This window comes from Streptomyces sp. SYP-A7185 (genome assembly GCF_046103685.1).
Taxonomy (GTDB): domain Bacteria; phylum Actinomycetota; class Actinomycetes; order Streptomycetales; family Streptomycetaceae; genus Streptomyces.
This window is the reverse complement of the sequence record NZ_CP122310.1, coordinates 1,387,105-1,411,358: the sequence shown is the minus strand read 5'-3', so window position 1 is coordinate 1,411,358 and position 24,254 is coordinate 1,387,105. Positions and strand designations below refer to the sequence as shown.

General features: G+C 72.2%; 17 protein-coding genes. 13 read left to right on the top strand and 4 right to left on the bottom strand.

What is annotated here, in order from left to right; translation table 11 throughout:
- Positions 1-9: 9 nt before the first annotated feature.
- Genes QBL25_RS05975 through QBL25_RS05955 form a run of 5 tightly spaced genes read left to right on the top strand, consistent with a single transcriptional unit; the run spans position 10 to position 7,425 of the window.
- Positions 10-1,839, top strand: a complete 1,830-nt coding sequence (locus QBL25_RS05975) for a bifunctional sugar phosphate isomerase/epimerase/4-hydroxyphenylpyruvate dioxygenase family protein (protein ID WP_409055931.1) — start codon at positions 10-12, stop codon at positions 1,837-1,839.
- 60 nt (positions 1,840-1,899) lie between these two features.
- Positions 1,900-2,598, top strand: a complete 699-nt coding sequence (locus QBL25_RS05970; protein ID WP_409055930.1) for a TetR family transcriptional regulator — start codon at positions 1,900-1,902, stop codon at positions 2,596-2,598.
- A gap of 22 nt (positions 2,599-2,620) precedes the next feature.
- Complete coding sequence (locus tag QBL25_RS05965; protein ID WP_409055929.1) at positions 2,621-3,595, top strand: oxygenase MpaB family protein; 975 nt, start codon at positions 2,621-2,623, stop codon at positions 3,593-3,595.
- Positions 3,577-5,814, top strand: a complete 2,238-nt coding sequence (locus QBL25_RS05960; protein WP_409055928.1) for a tetratricopeptide repeat protein — start codon at positions 3,577-3,579, stop codon at positions 5,812-5,814. Before QBL25_RS05965 ends, QBL25_RS05960 begins: the two co-directional genes overlap by 19 nt.
- Positions 5,815-5,874: 60 nt before the next feature.
- Entirely contained in the window at positions 5,875-7,425 is a 1,551-nt protein-coding gene (locus QBL25_RS05955) for a phytoene desaturase family protein (RefSeq protein ID WP_409055927.1), read from the top strand.
- 59 nt (positions 7,426-7,484) lie between these two features.
- Here QBL25_RS05955 and QBL25_RS05950 read toward each other — a convergent pair whose 3' ends face one another.
- A complete protein-coding gene (locus QBL25_RS05950) occupies positions 7,485-9,290 on the bottom strand; it encodes a serine hydrolase (RefSeq protein ID WP_409055926.1) in 1,806 nt (601 codons plus the stop codon).
- Between the two features lie 184 nt (positions 9,291-9,474).
- Between QBL25_RS05950 and QBL25_RS05945 the strand changes: the two genes are divergently transcribed.
- Entirely contained in the window at positions 9,475-10,578 is a 1,104-nt protein-coding gene (locus tag QBL25_RS05945) for a nitronate monooxygenase (protein ID WP_409055925.1), read from the top strand.
- Positions 10,579-10,599: 21 nt separating this feature from the next.
- The gene (locus QBL25_RS05940) at positions 10,600-12,153 is read left to right on the top strand and encodes an acyl-CoA synthetase (protein WP_409055924.1); all 1,554 of its coding nucleotides are present in this window, start codon (positions 10,600-10,602) and stop codon (positions 12,151-12,153) included.
- Positions 12,154-12,261: 108 nt separating this feature from the next.
- Here the strand turns inward: QBL25_RS05940 and QBL25_RS05935 are convergent, their stop codons facing one another.
- Positions 12,262-14,691: a penicillin acylase family protein gene (locus tag QBL25_RS05935; protein WP_409055923.1), complete on the bottom strand. Its 2,430-nt coding sequence runs from the start codon at positions 14,689-14,691 to the stop codon at positions 12,262-12,264.
- Positions 14,692-14,831: 140 nt separating this feature from the next.
- On the opposite strand from QBL25_RS05935, the gene QBL25_RS05930 reads away from it, so the two are divergent.
- Positions 14,832-16,331, top strand: a complete 1,500-nt coding sequence (locus QBL25_RS05930; protein ID WP_409055922.1) for an acyl-CoA synthetase — start codon at positions 14,832-14,834, stop codon at positions 16,329-16,331.
- Positions 16,332-16,349: 18 nt separating this feature from the next.
- Here the strand turns inward: QBL25_RS05930 and paaK are convergent, their stop codons facing one another.
- Positions 16,350-17,636, bottom strand: coding sequence for a phenylacetate--CoA ligase PaaK (paaK, locus tag QBL25_RS05925; protein WP_409055921.1), 1,287 nt, complete (start codon positions 17,634-17,636; stop codon positions 16,350-16,352).
- Positions 17,637-17,813: 177 nt separating this feature from the next.
- Here paaK and QBL25_RS05920 point away from each other — a divergent pair, with 177 nt between their 5' ends.
- Positions 17,814-18,659 carry an alpha/beta fold hydrolase gene (locus QBL25_RS05920; protein ID WP_409055920.1) on the top strand — a complete coding sequence of 282 codons (846 nt, stop codon included), beginning with the start codon at positions 17,814-17,816 and terminating at the stop codon, positions 18,657-18,659.
- 72 nt (positions 18,660-18,731) lie between these two features.
- Entirely contained in the window at positions 18,732-19,361 is a 630-nt protein-coding gene (gene aroQ / locus QBL25_RS05915; RefSeq protein WP_409055919.1) for a gamma subclass chorismate mutase AroQ, read from the top strand.
- Between the two features lie 102 nt (positions 19,362-19,463).
- Here aroQ and QBL25_RS05910 read toward each other — a convergent pair whose 3' ends face one another.
- Positions 19,464-21,083 (bottom strand): acyl-CoA synthetase, encoded by a 1,620-nt coding sequence (locus QBL25_RS05910; RefSeq protein ID WP_409055918.1) that lies wholly within the window; start codon positions 21,081-21,083, stop codon positions 19,464-19,466.
- A gap of 228 nt (positions 21,084-21,311) precedes the next feature.
- Between QBL25_RS05910 and QBL25_RS05905 the strand changes: the two genes are divergently transcribed.
- The 3 genes from QBL25_RS05905 (at position 21,312) to QBL25_RS05895 (ending at position 24,247) form a co-directional block, all read left to right on the top strand.
- On the top strand, positions 21,312-22,112 hold the full coding sequence (locus QBL25_RS05905) for a crotonase/enoyl-CoA hydratase family protein (RefSeq protein WP_409055917.1): 801 nt from the start codon (positions 21,312-21,314) through the stop codon (positions 22,110-22,112).
- Between the two features lie 98 nt (positions 22,113-22,210).
- Positions 22,211-23,170: a Zn-ribbon domain-containing OB-fold protein gene (locus QBL25_RS05900; RefSeq protein ID WP_409055916.1), complete on the top strand. Its 960-nt coding sequence runs from the start codon at positions 22,211-22,213 to the stop codon at positions 23,168-23,170.
- Entirely contained in the window at positions 23,171-24,247 is a 1,077-nt protein-coding gene (locus QBL25_RS05895; protein WP_409055915.1) for a thiolase domain-containing protein, read from the top strand.
- The last annotated feature ends 7 nt before the right edge of the window (positions 24,248-24,254 follow it).

Here is a 24,254-nt window from a genome sequence, read left to right as displayed (position 1 = left end):
CCAGAGACCATGCGCACGTCGATCGCCACCGTCTCGCTCAGCGGCCCGCTGTCCGAGAAGCTCACCGCCGTCGCCACCGCCGGATTCGACGGCGTGGAGATCTTCGAGAACGATCTGCTCGGCGCCCCGCTCAGCCCCGAGGACGTCCGCCTGCGCTGCGCGGACCTGGGGCTCGGCATCGACCTCTACCAGCCGTTCCGCGACTTCGAGGCCGTCCCCGCCGAGCTGCTCGCCCGCAATCTGCGGCGCGCTGAACGCAAGTTCGACGTAATGGAGCGCCTGGGCGCGGACCTGCTCCTCGTCTGCTCCAGCGTCGCCCCCGAGTCGGTCGACGACGACGCGCTCGCCGCCGAGCAGCTGCGGCTGCTCGCCGACCGGGCGGCGGCCCACGGCATCCGCATCGCCTACGAGGCCCTGGCCTGGGGCCGGCACGTCAGTACGTACGACCATGCCTGGCGGATCGTCGAGCAGGCGGACCACCCGGCCCTCGGCACCTGCCTCGACAGCTTCCACATCCTCTCCCGGGGCTCCGACCCCAAGGGCATCGAGTCCATCCCCGGCGAGAAGATCTTCTTCCTGCAACTGGCGGACGCGCCCCTGATGGCGATGGACGTCCTCCAGTGGAGCAGGCACTACCGCTGCTTCCCCGGCCAGGGCGGCTTCGACGTCGCCTCGCTGGTGGCCGCCGCGGTACGCGCCGGATACCAGGGGCCGCTGTCGCTCGAAGTGTTCAACGACGTCTTCCGGCAGGCCGGGGCGGCCTCCACCGCCGTCGACGCGCTCCGCTCGCTGCTCCTGCTCGAAGAGGCGGCCGGGCTGTCCACGCTGCCCGCCGCGGCCGTGCCCTCCGGTTTCGCCTTCGCCGAGCTGACGGCGGCCGACACCGAACCGCTGCGCACCCTCCTGGACTCCCTCGGCTTCGCCCCCACCGCACGGCACACCTGGAAGCCGGTGGAACTGTGGGAGCAGGGACAGGCCCGCATCCTGCTCAACACCGGTGTCAGCGGCCGCCGTCAGGAACCCGCGCTGACCGCGGTCGGCGTGGAGACCGCCGCCCCCGAGCGGGCCGCACGGCGCGCCGAAGCGCTGCTCGCCCCCGTCGTGCCCCGGCGAAGGGCGCCGCGGGACGCACCCCTGGACGCGGTCGCCGCACCCGACGGCACGGAGTTCTTCTTCTGCCGCACCCGGCAGCCCGACCACCCCAGCTGGACCGGCGACTTCACCGCCCTGCCGCCGCGCGCCCGGCCCGCGGAGGAGCCCCCCGGACAGAGCGCGGCCGTCCGGCACATCGACCACATCGCCCTCACCCAGCCCTGGCACCAGTTCGACGAGGCCTCGCTGTTCCACCGGGGTGTGCTGGGTCTGGAGGCGGACGGCAGCCTGGAGCTCGCCGACCCCTACGGCCTCGTGCGCAGCCGGGCCGTCGCGTCCCCCGACGGCGGGGTGCGCCTGGTCCTCAACATCGCGCCGGCGCCGGACGCCCAGGGGGGCCGCCTCCAGCACATCGCGCTGGCCACCGGCGACATCGTCGCCGCCGCCCGGCGCGTCCGGGAGCGGGGCGCGGGCCTGCTCCCGATCCCCGCCAACTACTACGACGACCTCGACGCCCGCCACGCGTTCGATCCGGAGCGCCTGGCCACCCTGGCGGATCTCGGCATCCTCTACGACCGGGACGAGAACGGGGAGTTCTTGCACTGCTACACCGCCACGGTCGGGCGCGTCTTCTTCGAGCTGGTGCAGCGCACGGGCGGCTACCAGGGGTACGGGGCACAGAACGCGGCCGTGCGGCTGGCGGCCCAGCACCTCAACCAGCACCAGCCGGGACCATCGCCGGCCTGAGCCGCTCTCCTCACCAGCACTAGACTGGCCGGCGCCGATGAGTCCGCCCCGAGGAGCCGCATGGCCGCCGCAGCCCCCCCGCCCCCGCCCGTCAAGCGCACCCGGGACGCGGCCCGTACGCAGGGGGAGATCCTCGACGTGGCCACCGAGGAGTTCGCCCGCATGGGCTATGCGGGGGCCAGGGTGGACGAGATCGCCGCCCGCATGCGCACCACGAAGCGGATGATCTACTACTACTTCGGCAGCAAGGACCGGCTGTTCACCGCGGTCCTGGAGCGGGCGTACAAGGTCATCCGGCATGAGGAGCAGCAGCTCGACGTCGGGCACCTGGACCCGGTCTCGGCCATCCGCCGGCTGGCCGAGCTCACCTTCGACCACCACGAGGCGCACCCGGACTTCATCCGCCTCGTCAGCATCGAGAACATCCACGAGGCACAGCACATCGGCGCCTCGCCGAGTCTGGCCTCCCTCAGCTCACCGGCGATCGACGTCATCGCCTCGATCCTGGAAACCGGGCGCGCGCAGGGCGTGTTCACCGCCGAGGTGGACGCCGTCGACCTGCACGCGATGATCAGCTCGTTCTGCTTCTTCCGCGTCTCCAACCGGCACACCTTCCGCGCGCTCTTCGACCGCGACCTCACCGAAGCCTCCCGCCGCGAGCACTACCGGACGATGCTGGGGGACATGGTCATCTCCTATCTGACCTCGGACCAATCCCGAAGCGCACACGGCGGGTTGAGGCCCGGCCCGGCGGCGTAGCCTGCGCCCAGGAGGTGGTTGTATGCGCGAGACATCCGCGTCGGGAAGCGGCACATCCTCGTCGAAGGGCCCGGCGGCGGCCGACCCGGGGCTCTTCGGCCCCTCGTCCGTGACCTGGCAGATGCACGGCGACCCGATGATGTGGATCGCCGGGATCCGCGCCCTGTACCTACAGGCCCTGCACCCCCGCGCGGTGCGCGGCGTCATGCAGAACTCCGACTTCCGCAAGGACGCCTGGGGCCGCCTCATGCGGACGGCGAACTTCGTGGGCACCACCACGTACGGCGCCACCGACGTCGCCGAACACGCGGGCGCCCGCGTGCGGAAGATCCACACCATGATCAAGGCGACCGATCCCGACACGGGGGAGCGGTACGGCGTCGACGAACCCGGGCTGCTGCTGTGGGTGCACTGCGCCGAGATCGACTCCTATCTGCACGTCGCACGCCGGTCGGGGTTCCGCCTCACCGACGAGCTGGCCGACCGCTATGTCGCCGAGCACCGCGAGAGCGCCCGGCTCGTCGGCCTCGACCCCGCGGACGTACCGGCGTCGACCGCCGAACTCGCCGCCTACTTCGAGCGGGTGCGGCCCGAACTGGCCGCCGGGCCCGAGGCGCGCGACGTCGACGACTTCCTCCGGCGCCCGCCGACGCACGTCCTCTTGATCCCGGCGCGTGCCCTGCTGTGGCGGCGCGTGGCGAATCTGGCGTACGCCTCGCTGCCGCCGTACGCCCACGCGCTGTACGGCAGGACGGCCCCGCCGCCCGCCGTCGTGACCCGGCGGCTCGTCACCACCGGCACCATCCTGCGCACCATTCCCGCACGTCTGCGCTGGCAACTTCCGCCGAAGCACATTCTGCGGGCCATGGCCAGGCTGGGGCCCGGCGCCCGGCCTGCCCCGTACAAACTCGACAGGCGGCCAGCCATACTGGACGGGCCGGGGAGGGCGAAGCGAGTCAACGGGGGCGACGGCGGGAGATGGCGGACACCAGGCTGATCCAGGGCCGGTACCGGCTGCTGGACCTGATCGGGCGCGGCGGCATGGGCGAGGTGTGGCGTGCCCGCGACGAGTCACTCGGGCGCAGGGTCGCCGTGAAGTGCCTCAAGCCGATGGGGCCGCAGCACGACCAGTCCTTCACGCGCGTGCTGCGCGAGCGGTTCCGGCGCGAGGCGCGCGTGGCGGCGGCGCTCCAGCACCGCGGCGTCACCGTCGTCCATGACTTCGGCGAGCACGACGGCGTCCTGTACCTGGTCATGGAACTGCTCGAAGGACGCAATCTCAGTCAGCTCCTGGAGGACAACAAACAGCATCCGCTGCCCGTCGAGGACGTCGTGGAGATCGCCGACCAGGTCTCCGCCGCGCTCGCCTACACCCATGAACAGGGCATCGTGCACCGGGACCTGAAGCCCGCCAACATCATGCGGCTCACGGACGGCACGGTGAAGATCTGCGACTTCGGGATCGCCAGGCTCGGCCACGACATCGGCTTCACCTCGCGCCTGACCGGCACGGGCATCGCCATGGGCACACCCCACTACATGTCCCCGGAGCAGATCAGCGGCACCCAGGTCGACCAGCGCAGCGACCTGTACTCCTTCGGATGCGTGCTGTACGAGATCGCGACCGGGGCGCCGCCGTTCGACCTGGAGGACGCCTGGGCGGTGCTCGTCGGCCACCGCGACACACCGCCCGAACCGCCGCGCAGGCACCGCGACGAACTGCCCGAGTACTTCGAGAGGATCGTCCTCGACCTGCTCGCCAAGGAACCGGACGAGCGGCCCAGCGACGCGCGCGAGCTGGGGCGCCGCATCGCCACCGCCCGGACCGTCCCCTCGTACGTGCCGACCGTCGTCACCCCCTCCGTGCGCCGCCCCGAGCAGCCGCCCTCGCGCGAACCGCGGCTGCCCTCCTGGACCCGGGGCATGACGACCGGGCACAAGGCGAACGGCACGTCCGAGCTGCGGACGACGCCGCCGGACGCGGCGGCGGGCCTGACCGGCGAGTGGATCCCGCGCACCGACGCGCGCCGGGCCGCGGCCCCGCGCAGGCCCGAACGGCCCACCCCGTCCCCCGAGGTGGTCGCCACCCTCGTCAGCCGCCACAACGCGGGCCTGAGCCTGGGCCGCCTGGGCCGCTGGGCCGAGGCGGGCGAGGTGCACCGCGCGGTCGCCGCCGAGCGGGAGCACGCGCTGGGTCCCGACCACCCCGACACGCTCGCCAGCCGCTACGAGGTGGGCTTCACGCTCAGCCGCACCGGAAGGGCCGCCGACGCCCTGCGCGAGTACGGCCGCGTCGCCCAGGGCCGGGAGCGCACCCTGGGCCCCGAGCACCCGGACACGCTGGCCGCGCGGCAGGAGATGGCCTACGTCATGGGGCAGTTGGGGCGGCACTTCGAGGCCCACCAGATATACACCTCGGTGCTCGCCGTCCGGGAGCGGACCGCGGGCCCCGACCACCCCGACACCCTGCGCTGCCGGCACAACCTCGCGTACAACCTCAGCAGGCTCGGCCGCCTGGAGGACTCCTACCGGCTGGCCCGTGACGTGGCCCTGGCCCGCGCGCGCGTCCTGGGCGAGACACATCCCGACACGCTCGTCACCCGCTATGAAGTCGCTTACGCGCTCGGCCAGTTGGGGCGCTGGCCGGAGGCGCTCCAGACCTACCGCGAAGTCGCCGACGCACGGGTGCGGGCGCTGGGCGCCGACCACCCCGACACCCTGGCCGCCCGCTACGAGGTGGGCATCAGCCTCGGCAGGCTCGGCCGCAGCGGCGAGGCCCTTGAGCTGTACCGCGACCTGATCGACGACCGTACCCGCGTGCACGGCCCCGCCCACCCCGAGACCCTGCGCGCCCGGCACGGCCTCGGCGTCAACCTCGGCCGCCAGGGCCGCTGGGAGGAGGCCCTCGCCGAGGCCCGCGACGTCTGCGCGATCCGCGAGCGCGTCCTGGGCGGCGACCACCCCGACACCCTGGTCAGCCGCCGCGAGGTGGCCGTGGGCCTGGGCTGGCTGGGCCGCTGGGCCGACGCCCTCACCGAGTACCGCCGGGTGGCCGCCGCCCGCGAGCAGGTCCTCGGCGCCGACCACCCCGACGCCCTGGCCAGCCGCAACGACGAGGCGCACTGCCTGGAACAGCTGGGCCGCGGCACCGAGGCGGTCGAGCTCTACCGGCGGGTGGCGGCCCTGCGCCAGCAGCGGGCCTCCGGCGGACACTGACGCGCCAGGCCCCGCGCCCCTTCGGGGCCTGGCGCGCCCCGCCCGTGTTACCAAGGGGCCATGCCTCCTCGCGATCGATACGACGCCGTCATCGTCGGCGGCGGTCACAACGGACTCGTGGCCGCCGCCTACCTCGCCCGCGCCGGACGCTCCGTCCTGCTCCTGGAGCGACTCTCGGGCACCGGCGGGGCCGCCGTGTCCAGCCGTCCCTTCGCCGGTGTCGACGCCCGGCTCTCGCGCTACTCGTACCTGGTCAGCCTGTTGCCGCGGAAGATCGTGCGCGACCTCGACCTGGACTTCCGGGTGCGCACCCGGACCGTCTCCTCCTACACGCCCACCGAGCGCGACGGGCGCCCTGGCGGACTCCTGGTCGGCGGGGGAGAGGCCCGCACCAGGGACGCCTTCGAGCGGCTCACCGGCGGCCCGCGCGAGTACGAGGCCTGGCGGGAGTTCTACGCCATGACGGGCCAGGTCGCCCAGCAGGTGTTCCCCACGCTCACCGAGCCGCTGCCCACCCGCGAGGCCCTGCGCGAGCGCATCGGGGACGAGACCGCCTGGCACGCGCTCTTCGAGGAGCCCATCGGCGCCGCCATCGAGGAGCGGTTCGCCGACGACCTGGTGCGCGGCGTGGTCCTGACCGACGCCCTCATCGGCACGTTCGCCGACGCCCACGACCCGTCCCTGCGCCAGAACCGCTGCTTCCTCTACCACGTCATCGGCGGCGGCACCGGCGACTGGAACGTGCCGGTCGGCGGCATGGGCGCGCTCACCGGGGCCCTCGCGGCCTCGGCCCGGGCGGCGGGCGCCGAACTGGCCACCGGCCACGAGGTCACCCGCGTCGCCTCGGACGGCCGGTCCGCCGAGGTCACCTACCGCACCCCCGAGCGCGAGGGCACCGTCGCCGCCCGGCACGTCCTGGTCAACGCCTCGCCGCAGGAACTCGCCGCCCTCGTCGGCGACGCGCCGCCCACCCCGGCCGAGGGTGCCCAGCTCAAGGTCAACATGCTGCTCGAACGGCTGCCGAGGCTGCGCGACACCTCGGTCGACCCGCACGAGGCCTTCGCCGGGACCTTCCACATCGGTGAGGGATACGGGGAGTTGGCGACCGCGTACGCCCAGGCCGCCGCCGGTGAGCTGCCCGCCGCGCCGCCCTCCGAGATCTACTGCCACTCCCTGACCGACCCCGGCATCCTCGCCCCCGACCTCGTGGAGCGCGGCTGCCAGACCCTCACCCTCTTCGGGCTCCACACGCCGGCCCGGCTCTTCGCCCACGACAACGACGCCGTACGGGCCGACCTGCTGAAGTCGACCCTGGCGCAGCTGGACGCACACCTGGCCGAGCCGATCGCCGACTGTCTGGCCACCGACGCCGAGGGCCGTCCCTGCGTCGAGGCCAAGACGCCTCTCGACCTGGAGCACGACCTGCGCCTGCCCGGCGGCAACATCTTCCACCGCGATCTCGCCTTCCCCTACGCCCAGGAGGACACCGGCCGCTGGGGCGTGGAGACACGGCACGCGAACGTCCTGCTGTGCGGGGCGGGCGCCGTGCGCGGCGGCGGGGTCAGCGGCATCCCCGGGCACAACGCCGCCATGGCCGCGCTGGGCGAATGAGCCCCCGGGCGGGGGGCGCCGCCGTACCGGCGTCCCCGCCCGCGCAGGGCGTGGCGGCCTCAGTCCGCCGACGTGGTCCAGCCCACCGCTTCGATGCGCGCGGCGTCGGCGGGCCGGGCCTCGTCGAAGACCGTGCGGCGCCCGTCCTCGACCCGCAGCCCGTCGGCGTACGCACCGCGCCCCACGTAGAGCTGGTCCGTCGCGTACCGCCAGCGCAGGCGCACCTGGTCGCCGCGCCACTGCGCGAGGTCCGCCGTCAGGCGGCGCCAGACGCGGCCCGACCAGCCCGACGCGGTCCCGTCGGGGTGCTGCCGGGGGGCCGAACCCCGGTGTTCCGTGGTGAACGGCACCGGCTGCCAGGTCGAGCCGTCGTCGCGGGAGGCCTCCAGGCGCAGTTGGTCCGAGCCGGGCTCGGTGTCCCACCACAGGGAGCAGCGCAGTCGTCCCCGGTCCGTGGTGAGGGTCAGCGCCGGCAGGGTCAGGGTGGCCGAGGCCGCGTTCGCCATGCCGGAGAACCACGCGGTGCGTCCGTGCGCCGGGCGGACCGGGACGGCGCGTGCCATGTTGTTCGCGGCCGCCACCCTGGGAGCCGATCCGGAACGCCAACTGCGCACCGGGTGCACGGAGTTGCCGAGGACGACGAGGAACGAGTCGGTGGTCGGGTCCAGGACCAGGGACGTGCCGGTGAAACCCGTGTGGCCCGCGGTGCGCGGGGTGGCCATCGCGCCCATGTACCAGTGCTGGTAGAGCTCGAAGCCCAGGCCGTGCTCGTCGCCGGGGAAGTCGGTGTTGAAGTCGGTGAACATGAGCTTCACGGACTCGGCGGAGAGGATGCGGGAGCGGCCGTAGACCCCGCCGTTCAAAAGCGTGCGGCCGAGGACCGCCAGGTCCCATGCGCAGGAGAACACCCCCGCGTGTCCCGCGACGCCGCCGAAGCCGAAGGCGTTCTCGTCGTGGACCTCGCCCCACACCATGCCCCGCTCCAGGCCCGACCAGGGCAGCCGGGCGTCCTCGGTGGCGGCGATCTTCGGCTGCCAGGACGCGGGCGGGTTGTAGCGGGTGCGGTGCATCCCGAGGGGTGCGGTGATCTCCTCGCGGAGCAGCACGTCGAGGGGTCGTCCGGTGATCTCCTCGAGGACCAGCTGGAGCGAGATCAGGTTCAGGTCCGAGTAGAGGTACTTGGTGCCCGGCGGGTTGAGCGGCTTCTCCTGCCAGATGAGGCGCAGCCGCCCCTCGCGCGTGGGCTCCTTGAAGAGGGGGATCCAGGAGCGGAAGCCCGAGGTGTGGGTGAGGAGCTGGCGGACGGTGATGTCCTGCTTGCCCGCGCCGCCGAAGTCGGGGAGGTAGGAGGTGACCTTCGCCTCCAGCTCAAGGCGGCCCCGCTCGATCTGCTGCACCGCGAGCAGCGAGGTGAACAGCTTGGAGACGGAGGCCAGGTCGAAGACCGTGTCCTTGGCCATCGCGATCTGCCGGTCGGCGGGCAGCTCGACGCCGGTGTCGGTCTTCTCGTCGTACGCCGAGTAGCGCACCGCCTTGCCGATGGGCTGGTGCAGGGCGACCGTGCCCCCGCGGCCCGCGAGCAGCACGGCGCCCGCGTACCAGGGGTGCTTGGGGGAGGGGCCGAGGAACTGCTCGGCGTCGGCGACCAGCTGGCGCAGGTGCCCGGCGAGCAGTCCGGCGCGCTCGGGGGAGCCGGGCCGCAGGGTCGGACGCCCGGCGCCGCCTTCGGACGCGGCCGCCGCCGCGGGGCCCGCGGGGAACGGCACCAGGGCGAGCGCCCCGCCCAGTGCCACGACCCGTGCGCCCAGCTGGCGTCTGCTGAGCCCGCTGCCCGCTCTGTCCGCCGCCCCGTTGTCCTCGGCCATGGCCGTGCCCCCTCCTGGAACTCTTCGGACTCTTCTCGGCTGAAATTATCTTTCGGGATCACAAGAGACTGCTGAAACTTTCATGTCAGTGTCCGGCCCTGTCAACCGCGGGCGCCGGGCAAAGATCTGACACTGCATCAGAAAATCTCTTCCGTCGTCCGGACGGCTGCGGCATCCTGCGCCCATGCAGACAGAGCTGAGCAGGAAACTGGGGATCGAGCACGCCATCTTCGGCTTCACGCCCTTCCCGGCGGTCGCGGCCGCCATCAGCAGGGCGGGCGGATTCGGTGTGCTCGGCGCGGTCCGCTACACGGCACCCGACGAGCTGGCCCGGGACCTCGACTGGATGCAGGAGCACGTCGACGACCGGCCCTACGGCCTCGACGTCGTGATGCCCGCGAAGAAGGTCGAGGGGGTGAGCGAGGCCGACGTCGAGGCGATGATCCCCGAAGGCCACCGGCAGTTCGTCAAGGACACCCTCGGCAAGTACGGCGTACCCGAACTCGCCGAAGGCGAGGCCTCCGGCTGGCGCATCACCGGGTGGATGGAACAGGTCGCCCGCAATCAGCTCGACGTGGCCTTCGACTATCCGATCAAGCTGCTCGCCAACGCGCTCGGGTCACCGCCCGCCGACGTCATCCGGCGCGCCCACGACCACGACGTCCTGGTCGCCGCTCTCGCGGGCAGCGCCCGCCACGCGCGCAAGCACGCCGACGCGGGCATCGACGTCGTCGTCGCCCAGGGCTACGAGGCCGGCGGCCACACCGGCGAGATCGCCTCCATGGTGCTCACGCCGGAAGCCGTCGAGGCCGTCGCGCCGCTGCCGGTCCTCGCGGCGGGCGGCATCGGCAGCGGGGAGCAGATCGCCGCCGCCTTCGCGCTCGGCGCGCAGGGCGTGTGGCTCGGCTCCCTGTGGCTCACCACCACCGAGGCCGACATGCACTCGCGGGCCCTCACCGAGAAGCTGCTTGCCGCGGGGTCGGGCGACACGGTCCGCTCGCGCGCCCTGACGGGCAAGCCCGCACGGCAGCTGCGCACCGAATGGACCGACGCCTGGGACGACCCGGACGGGCCGGGCACGCTGCCCATGCCGCTCCAGGGGCTGCTGGTCGCCGAGGCGGTCTCGCGCATCCAGAAGTACGAGGTCCAGGCGCTGCTCGGCACGCCCGTCGGGCAGATCGTCGGCCGGATGAACAGCGAACGCGGCGTCCAGGCGGTCTTCGACGACCTGACCCGCGGTTTCGAACGGGCCATCGACCGTGTGAACCGCATCGCCGGACGCGACTGACCAGACGGAGGAGAGGTCCCTATGAGCAGCACGCCCCCCAACGGGTTCTGGGCACAGGCCGAGGCGGACCCGGACCGCGTGGTCCTGACCGCGCCCGACGGTGAGGAGTGGACCGCGCGGCGCCTGCACGCGGCGACCAACCAACTCGTCCACGGGCTGCGCGCCGCGGGCCTGGAGCGCGGCGACGCCTTCGCCGTCGTGCTGCCCAACGGCGTCGAGTTCCTCACCGCGTATCTCGCCGCCTCCCAGGCCGGCTTCTATCTCGTCCCGGTCAACCACCACCTGGTCGGACCCGAGATCGCCTGGATCGTCGCCGACTCCGGCGCGAAGGTCCTGATCGCGCACGAACGGTTCGCCGAGGCGGCCACGCACGCCGCCGACGAGGCGAGGCTCCCGGCCACCCACCGGTACGCCGTGGGCGAGGTGCCGGGCTTCCGCCCGTACGCCGAACTCCTCGAAGGACAGCCGGAGTCGGCGCCGGACGCCCGCACGCTCGGCTGGGTCATGAACTACACCTCGGGCACCACGGGACGCCCGCGCGGCATCCGGCGCCCCCTGTCCGGCAAGCTCCCCGAGGAGTCCTACCTCGGCGGCTTCCTCGGCATCTTCGGCATCAAGCCCTTCGACGGCAACGTGCACCTGGTCTGCTCGCCGCTCTACCACACGGCGGTCCTCCAGTTCGCGGGCGCGGCGCTGCACATCGGCCACCCGCTGGTCCTGATGGACAAGTGGACGCCCCAGGAGATGCTGCGCCTCATCGACGCCCACAAGTCCACCCACACCCACATGGTGCCGACCCAGTTCCACCGCCTCCTCGCGCTGCCGGACGAGACGAAGGCGGCGTACGACGTGTCCTCGATGCGCCACGCCATCCACGGCGCCGCGCCCTGCCCCGACCACGTGAAGCGGGCGATGATCGAATGGTGGGGCGAGTGCGTCGAGGAGTACTACGCGGCCAGCGAGGGCGGCGGCGCCTTCGCCACCGCGCAGGACTGGCTCAAGCGGCCGGGCACCGTCGGCAAGGCCTGGCCCATCAGCGAACTCGCGGTCTTCGACGACGACGGGAACCCGCTGCCGCCGGGTGAACTGGGCACCGTCTACATGAAGATGAGCACCGGCGGCTTCTCGTACCACAAGGACGAGTCCAAGACGAAGAAGAACCGCATCGGCGACTTCTTCACCGTCGGCGACCTCGGCCTCCTGGACGAGGACGGCTATCTCTTCCTGCGCGACCGCAAGATCGACATGATCATCTCGGGCGGGGTCAACATCTACCCGGCCGAGATCGAGTCCGCGCTGCTCACCCACCCCGCCGTCGCGGACGCGGCCGCCTTCGGCATCCCGCACGACGAGTGGGGCGAGCAGGTCAAGGCGGTCGTCGAGGTGGCGGACGGCCACACGGCCGGCGACGCGCTCGCGGCGGAGATCCTCGACCACTGCGAGCGGCAACTGGCGGGCTACAAACGGCCCAAGAGCGTCGACTTCATCGAGGTCATGCCCCGCGACCCGAACGGCAAGCTCTACAAGCGCAGGCTGCGCGAGCCGTACTGGGAGGGACGGGAGCGGGCGGTCTGATCCCTGCCTGCCCTGCCCCGGACAGGTCCGCCCCGCCCCGAACAGGCCCGCCCCGCACCCGACAGGTACGCCCCGCACCGGAGATGGCGCGGGGCGGACCTGTTCCGGTCACCTCGGTACGGCAGCTCCCCGCACCTTGACCACCTTCAGCTTCGGGTCGCGCAGGATGTCCTTCTCGCAGAACCGCGACGTCACCCAGCGCTCCTCGGCGTACAGCCGTGTCTGGTCGCTGTAGTGCGGCGAGTTCGGGTTCGACGACTGCGAGTAGGTCAGGAGCGTGCGCGCCTTCGGGCAGCCGCTCTTGTCCCAGCCGACCGCCTGGATGTGGCTGGAGCCATGGGCGACCTCGGTGTAGCCGCCGCCCTTGGCGTCCCACACCGGCTCGACCTTGTTCCACACGCCGATCGACTCCGTGCCGCCGTGCACCGGAAGCCGCTTCGAGCCGCGGACGACGAACTGGTTCTCGCCCAGCGGCGCGTCCAGCGCGATGCCCGCACCGCGCAGCTCGCTCACCGCGTCGGCGAGCGCGGTCGCGAAGCCCGGCGCGCCCGTGTCGAGGGTGTTCGGGGTGCGCACCGGGTCGGCGGCGGAGAACGGCACCTTCCACAGCTGGGTGCCCGGCACGGCGGCGACCAGCTTGCGCCAGAACCGGTCGAAGAGCAGGGCGCCCCTGCTGTCCGTGTCCATGCTGTGGTCCCAGGCCTTGAGCGCCGCGCACGCCTCGCGCACGTCGACCGCCTTGCCGTCGCTGCCCGTCGCGGATCCGCCGGGCAGTGCGGCACACGCCCGTGCCGCGTCGTCGGCGGCCAGGTCACCCGCGGGGGCACGGTTGGCGAACTGCTGCTTCTGGAGGTCCTCCACCGTCAGGCGGCCCTTCCCGGCCATCGCCGCGACATCCTCGATCGCGCCGCGCGTCCGCATGGAGCGCTGCGTGCCGATCGTCCCGAAGACCCGCTCGTAACCGGTGATCGGCCGGTCGGCGTTGGTGAGCCAGGCGCTGTCGTTGGAGTTCTCCGCGTACGGGGCGTCCTTCAGGGTGGGCATCTTCGACGGGCCGAAGATGCCCGGCTGGAGGGCGTCCTTGTCCGAGCCGAGCCCGCAGTCACCGCGCGAACCGTCGAGCACGGCCACGCCCGACGCCGGATAGGTCACCTTGCCCAGATCCGTGGAGCAGCGCCGGGCCAGGTCGTCGGTGATGCGGGGCAGCACCTGCGACTGGGTCAGGAGCGAGTGGCCCTTGCGGTCCGCGGCGACGGTGTTGACCCAGGGCAGCCCCTGCGTGTCGCGCAGCGCCTTCAGGACGCCCTCGGTGGAGCGCGCCTTGCCGAAGCCCAGATCGGTGTCGCTGCCGCGCAGGTTCGCCGCGTTGGGGTCGTTCAGGGCGTACGCCGTCTTCGCCGACCACGGCAGCGGAAGCTGCGCGCCGAGGCCGGTGGTGACCGGCCCGTACCGCGTCCACCACTGGGTGCGGGTCACCGGAGCACCGTCCTTGACCGGCACCTCGACCGTGCGCTTGGTCATCTTCTCCGGCTTGCCGTCCACCAGATAGGTGGTCGGATCGGCCGGGTCCAGCGCGAGCTGATGCAGGTTGAGGGTCACCCCGGTCGCCACCGTGTGGCTCCACGCCACGTCGCCGTTGAAGCCGATGTTGACCACGCTCGTGCCGAGCAGCGAACCGCCCGAGACGTTCAGCTCGCCGGGGATGGTCTGCTGCGACTGCCAGAAGCGCCGGCCGCCCTGCCAGGGGTAGTGCGGATTGCCGAGCAGCAGGCCCTTGCCGTTCGCCGTGGTCTTCCCGCTGAACGCGACGGCGTTGGAGCCCATCACGGCCTCGTCGGGCGAGAACAGCTCCCGGGCGGCCTTCGCGGTGCGCCGCGGGTCGGCCGTGCGGTCGGCGGCCGTCGCGCCCGGCGGGCGCGCGTCGGTGATGCCGTCGATGCCGCGCCCCTGGCCGCCGAGGATCTGGACGGCGAAGCCCTGCCGGGCCACGTCCAGGGCCGAGATCGGGCGAAGCCACCGGGCGCCCTTGCAGGCGGGATCGGTCACGCGGTTCTGCTTCAGCCAGGCGTTGTAGCCCGCCGCGAAGCCGCGCATCAGCTTCTTGGACGTGGCGCTCGGTCCCGCGGGGGCCGGCTGGTCGAGCAGCTTCTCCACCGTGCGCGCGTCGCGGACCCCGCGGAAGTACAGGTCGCTGGAGAGGTTCGTGGTCGCCGAGGACAGCGAACCGTCGGGCTTGCCGTCAGGGCCGAAGTGACGTGACCGCTCCCCGCGCACGGTCACATAGCCCTCGGCGAGGGTGCAGACCTGATCGGCGGCCTGGGCCCAGCCCGTGCCGAAGCCGAGGTTCTCGTAGTCCTTGGCGAGAATGTGCGGAATGCCGTACTGGGTGTAGCGGACGGTCGCCGACAGGCCGTGGCCCGACGCGCGGACGTCGCGTGCCTCGGCCGCGCCGGCGGTGGCGGCGGACGAGGGCAAGAAAGCCGCGGCGGTCAGCAGGCTGATGCCGAGGGCCGTCAGGCGTCTGATACGGGTACGCATGGAGCCTCCCAACTGCTCTGAGGAAGAGGGCGGTTGAGCGTACCAACCGGTATGTCGGTTGATCGAGTACCGGGACCGGTCGGGTTCGTGACCCGTCCGGAGCCTTGACCACCGTGACGCGCGCGGCACAGGATCACGCCATGACGGGTGTACGCAGCAACACGGTCGACGACGTCCTGACCCGCAGCGCCCGGCGCGTGCCGGGGCGGGTGGCCCTGCGCTACGGCGAGCGGGCCTGGACGTACGCGGAGCTGGACACGGCCGTCTCGGCCGCCGCCCAGGTGCTGCGCGAGCAGGGCCTTGGCCCCGGGGAGCGCGTCGGCGCCTACGCCCACAACTCGGACGCGTATCTGATCGGCTTCCTGGCCTGCTCGCGGGCGGGGCTCGTCCATGTGCCGGTCAACCAGAACCTCGTCGGCGACGACCTGGCGTACATCGTGGGCCAGTCGGGCAGCTCCCTGGTCCTCGCCGACCCGGACCTCGTCCCGCGCCTGCCCGGCGACGTCCGCGTCCTGGCCCTGCGCGACACCGGCGACTCGCTGCTCGCGCGGCTCGCCTCGGCACGGGCGTACGACGGGGAGGGGCCCGGAGCCGAGGAACTGGCCCAGCTGCTCTACACCTCCGGCACCACCGCCCTGCCAAAAGGCGCCATGATGACCCACCGGGCCCTCGTCCACGAGTACGTCAGCGCCATCACCGCCCTGGACCTCAAGGAGACGGACAAGCCCGTCCACGCGCTGCCGCTGTACCACTCGGCGCAGATGCACGTCTTCCTGCTGCCCTATCTGGCGGTCGGCGCCGAGAACACCGTCATCGACGCGCCCGCCGCCGAGCGGATCTTCGAGCTGGTCGAGGCGGGCCGGGCCGACAGCCTCTTCGCGCCGCCCACCGTCTGGATCGGCCTCGCGAACCACCCCGGTTTCGCCACCCGCGACCTCGGTGCCCTGCGCAAGGCCTACTACGGGGCGTCGATCATGCCCGTGCCCGTCCTGGAGCGGCTGCGCGCACGGCTGCCGTCGCTCGCCTTCTACAACTGCTTCGGGCAGAGCGAGATCGGCCCGCTGGCCACGGTCCTTCGGCCCGACGAGCACGAGGGGCGGATGGATTCCTGCGGGCGGCCCGTCCTCTTCGTGGAGGCGCGGATCGTGGACGAGGACGGTCACGAGGTGCCCGACGGCACCCAGGGGGAAGTCGTCTACCACTCGCCGCAGCTGTGCGAGGGCTACTGGGACAAGCCCGAGGAGACCAAGGAGGCGTTCCGCGACGGATGGTTCCACTCCGGCGACCTCGCCGTGCGGGACGAGGAGGGCTACTTCACCGTCGTCGACCGGGTGAAGGACGTCATCAACTCCGGCGGCGTCCTGGTCGCCTCGCGCCAGGTCGAGGACGCGCTCTACACCCACGCCCGGGTCGCGGAGACCGCCGTGATCGGGCTGCCGGACGAGCGCTGGATCGAGGCGGTCACCGCCGTCGTCGTACGCAGCGGAGAGGTCACCGAGGCCGAACTCATCGACCACGCGCGCGAGAAGCTCGCCCACTTCAAGGCGCCCAAACGGGTCCTGTTCGTGGACGAGCTGCCGCGCAACGCCAGCGGGAAGATCCTCAAGCGGGAGCTGCGGGACCGCTTCAGCGCGTCGTAGAAGTCGCGTGTCCCGCGGCTACTTGTCGCGCAGGTCCACGATCCGCTTGAACTTGCCCACCGACCGCTCGATGGTCTCCGGGTCCACGATCTCGACCGCCACCGAGACGCCGATGCCGTCCTTCACCGCCGACGCGATCTCCCGGGCCGCCGCCTCGCGCCGCTCTGGGGTCGTGTCCGCGCGGGACTCGGCCCGGACCGTCAGCGCGTCCATGCGGCCCTCGCGGGACAGCCGCAGCTGGAAGTACGGGGCGACGCCCGGCGTGCGCAGGACGATCTCCTCCACCTGCGTGGGGAAGAGGTTCACGCCGCGCAGGATCACCATGTCGTCCGACCGGCCGGTGACCTTCTCCATCCGGCGGAAGACCCGTGCGGTGCCGGGCAGGAGGCGGGTCAGATCGCGGGTGCGGTAGCGGATGATCGGCATGGCCTCCTTGGTGAGCGACGTGAAGACCAGCTCGCCGCGCTCGCCGTCCGGCAGCACCTCACCGGTGACCGGGTCCACCACCTCGGGATAGAAGTGGTCCTCCCAGATGTGCAGGCCGTCCTTGGTCTCCACGCACTCCTGGGCCACACCGGGGCCGATGACCTCCGAGAGCCCGTATATGTCGACCGCGTCGATCGCGAACCGCTCCTCGATCTCGCGGCGCATCTCCTCCGTCCACGGCTCAGCGCCGAAGATGCCGACCTTGAGGGAGGTCGTGCGCGGGTCGACGCCCTGGCGCTCGAACTCCTCCAGGAGCGTGAGCATGTACGAGGGCGTGACCATGATGATCTCGGGGCGGAAGTCCTGGATCAGCTGGACCTGGCGCGCCGTCATGCCGCCGGACGCGGGGATGACCGTACAGCCGAGGCGCTCGGCGCCGTAGTGCGCGCCGAGGCCGCCGGTGAACAGGCCGTAGCCGTACGCCACATGGACCTTGTGTCCCGGACGGCCGCCCGCCGCGCGGATCGAGCGGGCCACCACGTCCGCCCACATCGACAGGTCCTGCTCGGTGTAGCCGACGACGGTGGGCCGCCCGGTGGTGCCGCTGGACGCGTGCAGGCGTCTCACCTCGGACTGCTCGACCGCGAACATCCCGAAGGGGTAGTTGTCCCGCAGGTCGGACTTGGCCGTGAGCGGGAAGCGGGCCAGGTCCGACAGGGCGCGGCAGTCGTCGGGGCGCAGGCCGGCCTTGTCGAACGCCGCCCGGTAGAAGGGAACGTTCTCGTACGCGTGCAGCAAGGTGTCCTGGAGGCGCTCCAGTTGCAGTGCCTCCAGCTCCTCGCGTCCGAGGCGCTCCGCCGCGTCCAGCATGGCCGTCATATGCCGTTTCTCCCGTCTCAAACGGGCGACCGATCATTCGGTCGTCGATCTTCCGTCAAGGTCAGTAATCCAGCCCCGGGGGCGGCCGTCAAGAGATCGCACAGGGCGGCCTTGAGCTGGGGCGCTCCGGCGGAACGGCATTGTCCGGGTGCGGCGTGAGATGTGATGATCACCCTCATGCCGACCTTCACCGCGTACGACGGGACCCCGCTCGCCTACCACGAGAAGGGCGAGGGCGAGCCGCTGCTCTGCGTGCCGGGCGGCCCTCTGCGCGCATCGGCCTACTTGGGCGATCTCGGCGGCCTGACGGCACACCGCAGGCTGATCCTGCTCGACCTGCGCGGTACGGGCGACTCCGCGACCCCGGCCGATCCGGCGACCTACCGCTGCGACCGGCACGTGGAGGACGTCGAGGCGCTGCGCGAGCACCTGGGGCTCGGCGAGGTCGACCTGCTGGGCCACTCGGCGGCGGGCAACATCGCCACGCTGTACGCGGCGCGCCACCCCAAGCGGGTCCGCCGCCTCGTCCTGATCGCCCCGGCCACGCAGTCGCTCGGCCTCACCCTGGGCCCCCGGGACCACCTCGACGCGGCGTCGGCCCACCGGGGCGAGCCGTGGTACCCGGCGGCCGAGGCCGCACTGTACGAGATCGCGGCGGGACGCAGCCCGCTGGAGGTGTGGGACGCGATCGTGCCCCTCGCCTACGGACGCTGGGACGAGGCGGCGCGGGCGCACCAGGCGGCGAGCGCGCGGGAGAAGAACGCGGAGGCCGCCGCCCTGTTCTACGGCGACGGCGCCTTCGACCCGCCCGCCACGCGTGCGGCACTGGCCGAGCTGAGCGCTCCCGTCCTCGTCCTCGCGGGGGAGTACGACGCTGCCCCGAACCCCGCGCACGCGCAGGAACTCGCCGGTCTCTTCCCCGGTGGCGTACGCCACGTGCAGCCCGGCGGCGGCCACTTCCCGTGGCTGGACGACCCGGAGTGGTTCGCGCGGCGGGTGGCGGGGTTCCTCGCACAGGACTAGGGCTGCGGGGACGTCGAGTTCGGGGACGTCGAGGTCGGAGAAGTCGAGTTCGGGAACATCGAGGAGGACACCGTGCTGTCTGTTTCTTCCGCGGGGCGTTGGCTCACCGCCGGGGCCCTGAGCGTGGCCCTGCTGGTCGGCGGCGGAGGCGTCGTGGCCGCCGCCCCGGCGCAGGGGGCCGCGGCTGCTGCGGCCGCCGACCCCGCGGGGCCGTACGGCCGGCTTCGTCTGCTGGCCGATCTCGCGGCCCAGCGGCTGGGCACCGCCGATCTGGTCGCCGCCGCGAAGTACGGGACGGACAGCCCGATCGACGATCCGGCGCGCGAGCGGCAGGTGCTCGACGACGTCGCGCGGCAGGCGCGGGAGCTGGGCGCCGATCCGGAGGCGACCGTGCGGATCTTCCGGGACCAGATCGAGGCCAACAAGGTGGTGCAGCGGGAGTTGCACCGGCGGTGGGACGCCGATCCCGCGCAGGCGCCGGACCCGGATCGGCGGCCTGATCTCGCGGAGGTCCGGCAGGAGATCAATCGGGTGAACGGGGCGTTGGTGCGGGGGATCGCCGACTCTCCGTCCGCGCTCTCTCTGCCTTCTTGCCGGGGGCTCGTGGCCGCGGGGGTGGTGCGCGTGTGGCACGAGCGGCACCTCGACCTGCTGCACGGGGTGGCCCTGGGGCGGGCGATGCGGTCCGTGTGCGCGGGGTGATGTCCGCACCGCCGCTGCGCGGCGGATCCGCTCCCGCCCACCCGCCCGATGCTCGCGCGGCGACACCGTACGGGCAGCTCCGACGCCACCGTGCCCGCGTCCTCAGACGTCCGTCCCCGCCGCCACCGCCTTCGCCCAGCGGTAGTCCGCCTTGCCGCTCGGGGAGCGTTGGATCTCCTCGGTGAAGACCACCGCGCGGGGGATCTTGTATCCGGCCAGGCGGGTGCGGCAGTGGGTCTGGACCGCCTCCAGGTCCAGCGGCGGCGCCCCGTCCCGCAGCTGGACGACCGCGGCGACGCGGTTGCCCCAGCGCTCGTCGGGGACGCCGGCGACCAGCGCGTCGTACACGTCCGGATGCGACTTCAGCGCCTGCTCGACCTCCTCCGGATAGACCTTCTCGCCACCGGTGTTGATGCACTGCGAGCCCCGGCCCAGGACGGTGACGATGCCGTCCTCGTCGACGGTCGCCATGTCGCCGAGCAGCACCCAGCGCTCCTGGCCCTTCTGGAAGAACGTCTCGGCCGTCTTCGCCGGGTCGTTGTAGTAGCCGAGCGGCACATGGCCCCGCTGCGCCAGGCGGCCGACCACGCCCACCGGGACCGGCTCGTGCGTGACCAGGTCCACCACCTGGGTGCGGTCGTTGACCTCCAGGCGGAAGCCCTTCTCGGGGCCGGAGTCGTCCGTCGCCTTGCCGTTGGAACCGGACTCCGAGGAGCCGAAGTTGTTCAGGAGCAGGACGTTGGGGGCCAGTTCCTGGAACTGGGCCCGCACGGTCTCCGACATGATCGCCCCGGAGGAGGAGACGCTGAAGAGCGAGGACAGGTCGGTGCCCTTGAGGGGTCCGTGCAGGGCGTCGATGAGCGGCCTGAGCATCGCGTCGCCCACCAGCGACACGCTGGAGACCTTCTCCCGTTCGATGGTGCGCAGCACCTCTTCGGGGACGTACTTGCGGTGGATGGCCACCCGCTGCCCGTAGTTGAAGGCGATGAACGACGTGAGGGTGGAGGTGCCGTGCATCAGCGGGGGAGCGGGGAAGAACGTGATGCCGGGGCCGCCCGCCGCGACGCGCTCCGCCAGCTCCTCGGGCCGCTTCACCGGTTCTCCCGCGGGCTCGCCGCCGAAGAGCCCGGCGAAGAACAGGTCCTCCTGGCGCCACATCACGCCCTTGGGCATACCGGTGGTGCCGCCGGTGTAGATGATGAACAGGTCGTCGGCCGAGCGGGCCGCGAAGCCGCGCTCCGGCGAACCCGCCGCCTCCGCGTCGGCGAAGGCGACCACGTCGAGCGCGGGTGCGTCGGCAGGCGGGGTCCCCACCCGCACCAGGTGCCGCAGCTTCTCCGTACGCGGCAGCGCGGCCGCGACCCGCTCGGTGAACTCCGCGTCGAAGACGAGCGCGGCGAGGTCCGCGTCGCGGTAGAGGTAGACCAACTCCTCTTCCACGTAGCGGTAGTTGACGTTGACCGGGACCAGGCGCGCCTTGAGGCAGGCCAGTACGGTCTGGAGGTACTCGACGCCGTTGTAGAGATGGAGCCCCAGATGCTCGCCCGGCTTCAGGCCGCTGTCGACGAGGTGATGGGCGATGCGGTTGGCGGCCCGGTCGAGCTCGGCGTACGTCAGCCTGCGTTCCGTCCCGGTGCCGGGGTGATCGATGTACACGAGCGCCTCGCGGTCGGGGACCACGTCGACGACCGACTCGAACAGGTCGGCAAGGTTGTACTCCACCGCTCCTCCTGACCCCGGCGTCATCTCTTCTGGCGGTCATCAGAGCAGAGGCACCCACAAGTGTGAAGGGTCCTCGTGCAAGAAATCTGACTGACTGTCAGAAAACTATTGAACTGGCTCCCCGCCTACTGCAACCTGTTCCAGGTCCGAAGCCGCAGCAGGTGGTCGACGCAGGCCGGCCGTCGATGAGGCGTCAGTCGATGAGGCGTTATGAGAGGGAGCACGGCTATGGGTGGGACGGAACATCTCGCTGTGCAGCGCGAAGGCGCCACACTGATACTCACGCTCAACCGGCCGGAGGCGAAGAACGCGCTCTCGCTGCCGATGCTGGTGGGCCTCTACGACGGATGGATCGCCGCCGACGAGGACGACGCGATCCGCTCCGTCGTGCTCACCGGGGCGGGCGGCGCGTTCTGCGCCGGAATGGACCTCAAGGCCCTCGCGGGCAAGGGCATGGACGGCGAGCGGTACCGGGACCGGATGAAGGCCGACCCCGATCTGCACTGGAAGGCCATGCTGCGCCACCACCGCCCCCGCAAACCGGTCATCGCCGCGGTCGAGGGCCACTGCGTCGCGGGCGGCACGGAGATCCTCCAGGGCACGGACATCCGCGTCGCGGGCGAGTCCGCGACCTTCGGCCTCTTCGAGGTCAAGCGCGGCCTGTTCCCCATCGGCGGCTCCACCGTGCGCCTCCCGCGCCAGATCCCCCGTACGCACGCCCTGGAGATGCTGCTCACCGGGCGGCCCTACTCGGCGGCCGAAGCCGCCTCGATCGGCCTCATCGGGCACGTCGTGCCCGACGGCACCGCCCTGGAGAAGGCCCTCTCCGTCGCCGAGCAGATCAACGCGTGCGGGCCGCTGGCCGTCGAGGCGGTCAAGGCGTCCGTGTACGAGGCCGCGGAGATGTCCGAGACGGACGGGCTCGCGGCGGAGCTGAAGCGGGGGTGGCCGGTGTTCGACACCGCCGACGCGAAGGAGGGCTCCAGAGCCTTCGCGGAGAAACGCGCACCGGAGTTTCGCCGGGCGTAGGCCGTGTCCCGACTGCGGGCCCCTCGTGGCTGGTCCCGCAGTTCCCCGCGCCCCTGTCGGGGCGCCCCGTCCCCTCGCTGAGAAACGGAGCCCTGGTCATGACATCCGCCTCCTCACCCGAAGTGCTGCGTGCCCCGCTCGTCGTCGAGTTTCCCTTCACCCGCTCCCTCGGGCCCGTGCAGAGCGCCTTTCTCACCGGGCTGCGCGAGCGCACCGTGCTCGGGGTGAAGACCACCGACGGGCGCACGCTCGTCCCGCCCGTCGAGTACGACCCGGTGACCGCCGACGAGATCCGCGACCTGGTCGAGGTCGCCACCACCGGCACCGTGACCACCTGGGCCTGGAACCACGAGCCCCGCAGAGGACAGCCCCTGGAGCGGCCCTTCGCCTGGGTCCTGGTGAAACTCGACGGCGCCGACACCGCCCTCCTCCACGCCCTGGACGCGCCGGGCCCCGAAGCGGTCACCACCGGCATGCGCGTCCGCATCCGCTGGGCCGCCGAACGCACCGGCGCCATCACCGACATCGCCTGCTTCGAGGCGTACGAAGGGGCCCCGGGCGGTGCAGCCGCCCCGCACTCCGGGCAGTTCACCGATCCCGTCACCGGCATCGTCGCCGCCGCGCGCCTCGACTACACCTACGCCCCCGGCCGCGCCCAGACCGCGTACATCAAGGCCCTCTCCGAGCAGCGGACCGTCGGCGAGCGCTGCCCCTCCTGCCGCAAGGTCTATGTCCCGCCCCGCGGCGCCTGCCCCACCTGCGGCGTCGCCACGACCGACCGGATCGAGGTCGGCCCCCGCGGCACCGTCACCACGTACTGCATCGTCAACATCAAGGCGAAGAACCTCGACATCGAAGTGCCCTACGTCTACGCGCACATCGCCCTCGACGGCGCCGACCTCGCCCTGCACTCCCGCATCGCCGGCATCCCCTACGACCAGGTGCGGATGGGCCTGCGCGTCGAACCGGTGTGGACCGAGGGCGCCCGCTTCCCCGACCACTACCGGCCCACGGGCGAGCCGGACGCCGACTACGACACGTACAAGGAGCTGGTGTAGATGCCGTCCGCGAAGCCGTCGGTGATGCGGCCCGTCCGGGACATCGCCATCGTGGCCTTCGGGCAGACCGACCATCTGCGCTCCACCGACGAGCTCTCCGAGGTGGAGATGCTCATGCCGGTCCTGCACGAGGTGCTCGCCGCCACCGGCCTGAAGACCAGCGACATCGGCTTCACCTGCTCCGGGTCCTCGGACTATCTCGCGGGGCGCGCCTTCTCCTTCACGATGGCGCTCGACGGGGTGGGTGCCTGGCCGCCGATCTCCGAATCGCACGTCGAGATGGACGGCGCCTGGGCACTGTACGAGGCGTGGACCAAACTGCTCACCGGCGACGCCGACACCGCGCTCGTGTACTCCTACGGCAAGTCGTCCCCCGGCTCGGTGCGCGACGTGCTGACCCGGCAGCTCGACCCGTACTACGTGGCGCCCCTGTGGCCGGACTCCGTCGCCCTCGCCGCCCTCCAGGCGCAGGCCCTCATCGACGCGGGGGACACCGACGAGCCCGCGCTCGCCGGAGTCGCCGCCCGCAGCCGCGCGGACGCCGCCGCCAACCCGCACGCCCAGCTCAGCGGCGCCGTGCCGCAGGGCGACTACGCCGTACGCCCCCTGCGCACCGGCGACTGCCCGCCCATCGGGGACGGCGCCGCCGCCGTCATCCTCGCGGCGGGCGACCGGGCCCGTGAGCTGTGCGAGCGACCCGCGTGGATCCGGGGCATCGACCACCGCATCGAGGCGCACTCCCTGGGCGTGCGCGACCTCACCGACTCACCCTCCAGCCGCTTGGCCGCCGAGCGGGCCGGTGCCTTCGAACGGCCGGTGGACACCGCCGAGTTGCACGCCCCGTTCACCTCCCAGGAGATCGTCCTGCGCAAGGCCCTGCGGCTGGGCGACGACGTCGCGGTGAACCCCTCCGGCGGCGCGCTCGCCGCCAACCCCGTCATGGCCGCGGGGCTGATCCGCCTCGGCGAGGCCGCCGCCCGCATCCACCGGGGCGAGTCCCGGCGTGCCCTCGCGCACGCCACGTCCGGCCCCTGCCTCCAGCAGAACCTGGTCGCCGTCCTCGAAGGAGATTCGTGATGAGTGG

What these genes read in the sequence shown, in the direction of transcription:
- paaK (WP_409055921.1), bottom strand. Translation starts at nt 17,636, where the DNA reads ATGACGGCCATGCTGGACGCGGCGGAGCGCCTCGGACGCGAGGAGCTG.
- QBL25_RS05970 (WP_409055930.1), top strand. Translation starts at nt 1,900, where the DNA reads ATGGCCGCCGCAGCCCCCCCGCCCCCGCCCGTCAAGCGCACCCGGGAC.
- QBL25_RS05960 (WP_409055928.1), top strand. Translation starts at nt 3,577, where the DNA reads ATGGCGGACACCAGGCTGATCCAGGGCCGGTACCGGCTGCTGGACCTG.
- QBL25_RS05940 (WP_409055924.1), top strand. Translation starts at nt 10,600, where the DNA reads ATGAGCAGCACGCCCCCCAACGGGTTCTGGGCACAGGCCGAGGCGGAC.
- QBL25_RS05955 (WP_409055927.1), top strand. Translation starts at nt 5,875, where the DNA reads ATGCCTCCTCGCGATCGATACGACGCCGTCATCGTCGGCGGCGGTCAC.
- QBL25_RS05965 (WP_409055929.1), top strand. Translation starts at nt 2,621, where the DNA reads ATGCGCGAGACATCCGCGTCGGGAAGCGGCACATCCTCGTCGAAGGGC.
- QBL25_RS05950 (WP_409055926.1), bottom strand. Translation starts at nt 9,290, where the DNA reads ATGGCCGAGGACAACGGGGCGGCGGACAGAGCGGGCAGCGGGCTCAGC.
- QBL25_RS05935 (WP_409055923.1), bottom strand. Translation starts at nt 14,691, where the DNA reads ATGCGTACCCGTATCAGACGCCTGACGGCCCTCGGCATCAGCCTGCTG.
- QBL25_RS05975 (WP_409055931.1), top strand. Translation starts at nt 10, where the DNA reads ATGCGCACGTCGATCGCCACCGTCTCGCTCAGCGGCCCGCTGTCCGAG.
- QBL25_RS05905 (WP_409055917.1), top strand. Translation starts at nt 21,312, where the DNA reads ATGGGTGGGACGGAACATCTCGCTGTGCAGCGCGAAGGCGCCACACTG.
- QBL25_RS05895 (WP_409055915.1), top strand. Translation starts at nt 23,171, where the DNA reads ATGCCGTCCGCGAAGCCGTCGGTGATGCGGCCCGTCCGGGACATCGCC.
- QBL25_RS05900 (WP_409055916.1), top strand. Translation starts at nt 22,211, where the DNA reads ATGACATCCGCCTCCTCACCCGAAGTGCTGCGTGCCCCGCTCGTCGTC.
- QBL25_RS05930 (WP_409055922.1), top strand. Translation starts at nt 14,832, where the DNA reads ATGACGGGTGTACGCAGCAACACGGTCGACGACGTCCTGACCCGCAGC.
- QBL25_RS05945 (WP_409055925.1), top strand. Translation starts at nt 9,475, where the DNA reads ATGCAGACAGAGCTGAGCAGGAAACTGGGGATCGAGCACGCCATCTTC.
- QBL25_RS05920 (WP_409055920.1), top strand. Translation starts at nt 17,814, where the DNA reads ATGCCGACCTTCACCGCGTACGACGGGACCCCGCTCGCCTACCACGAG.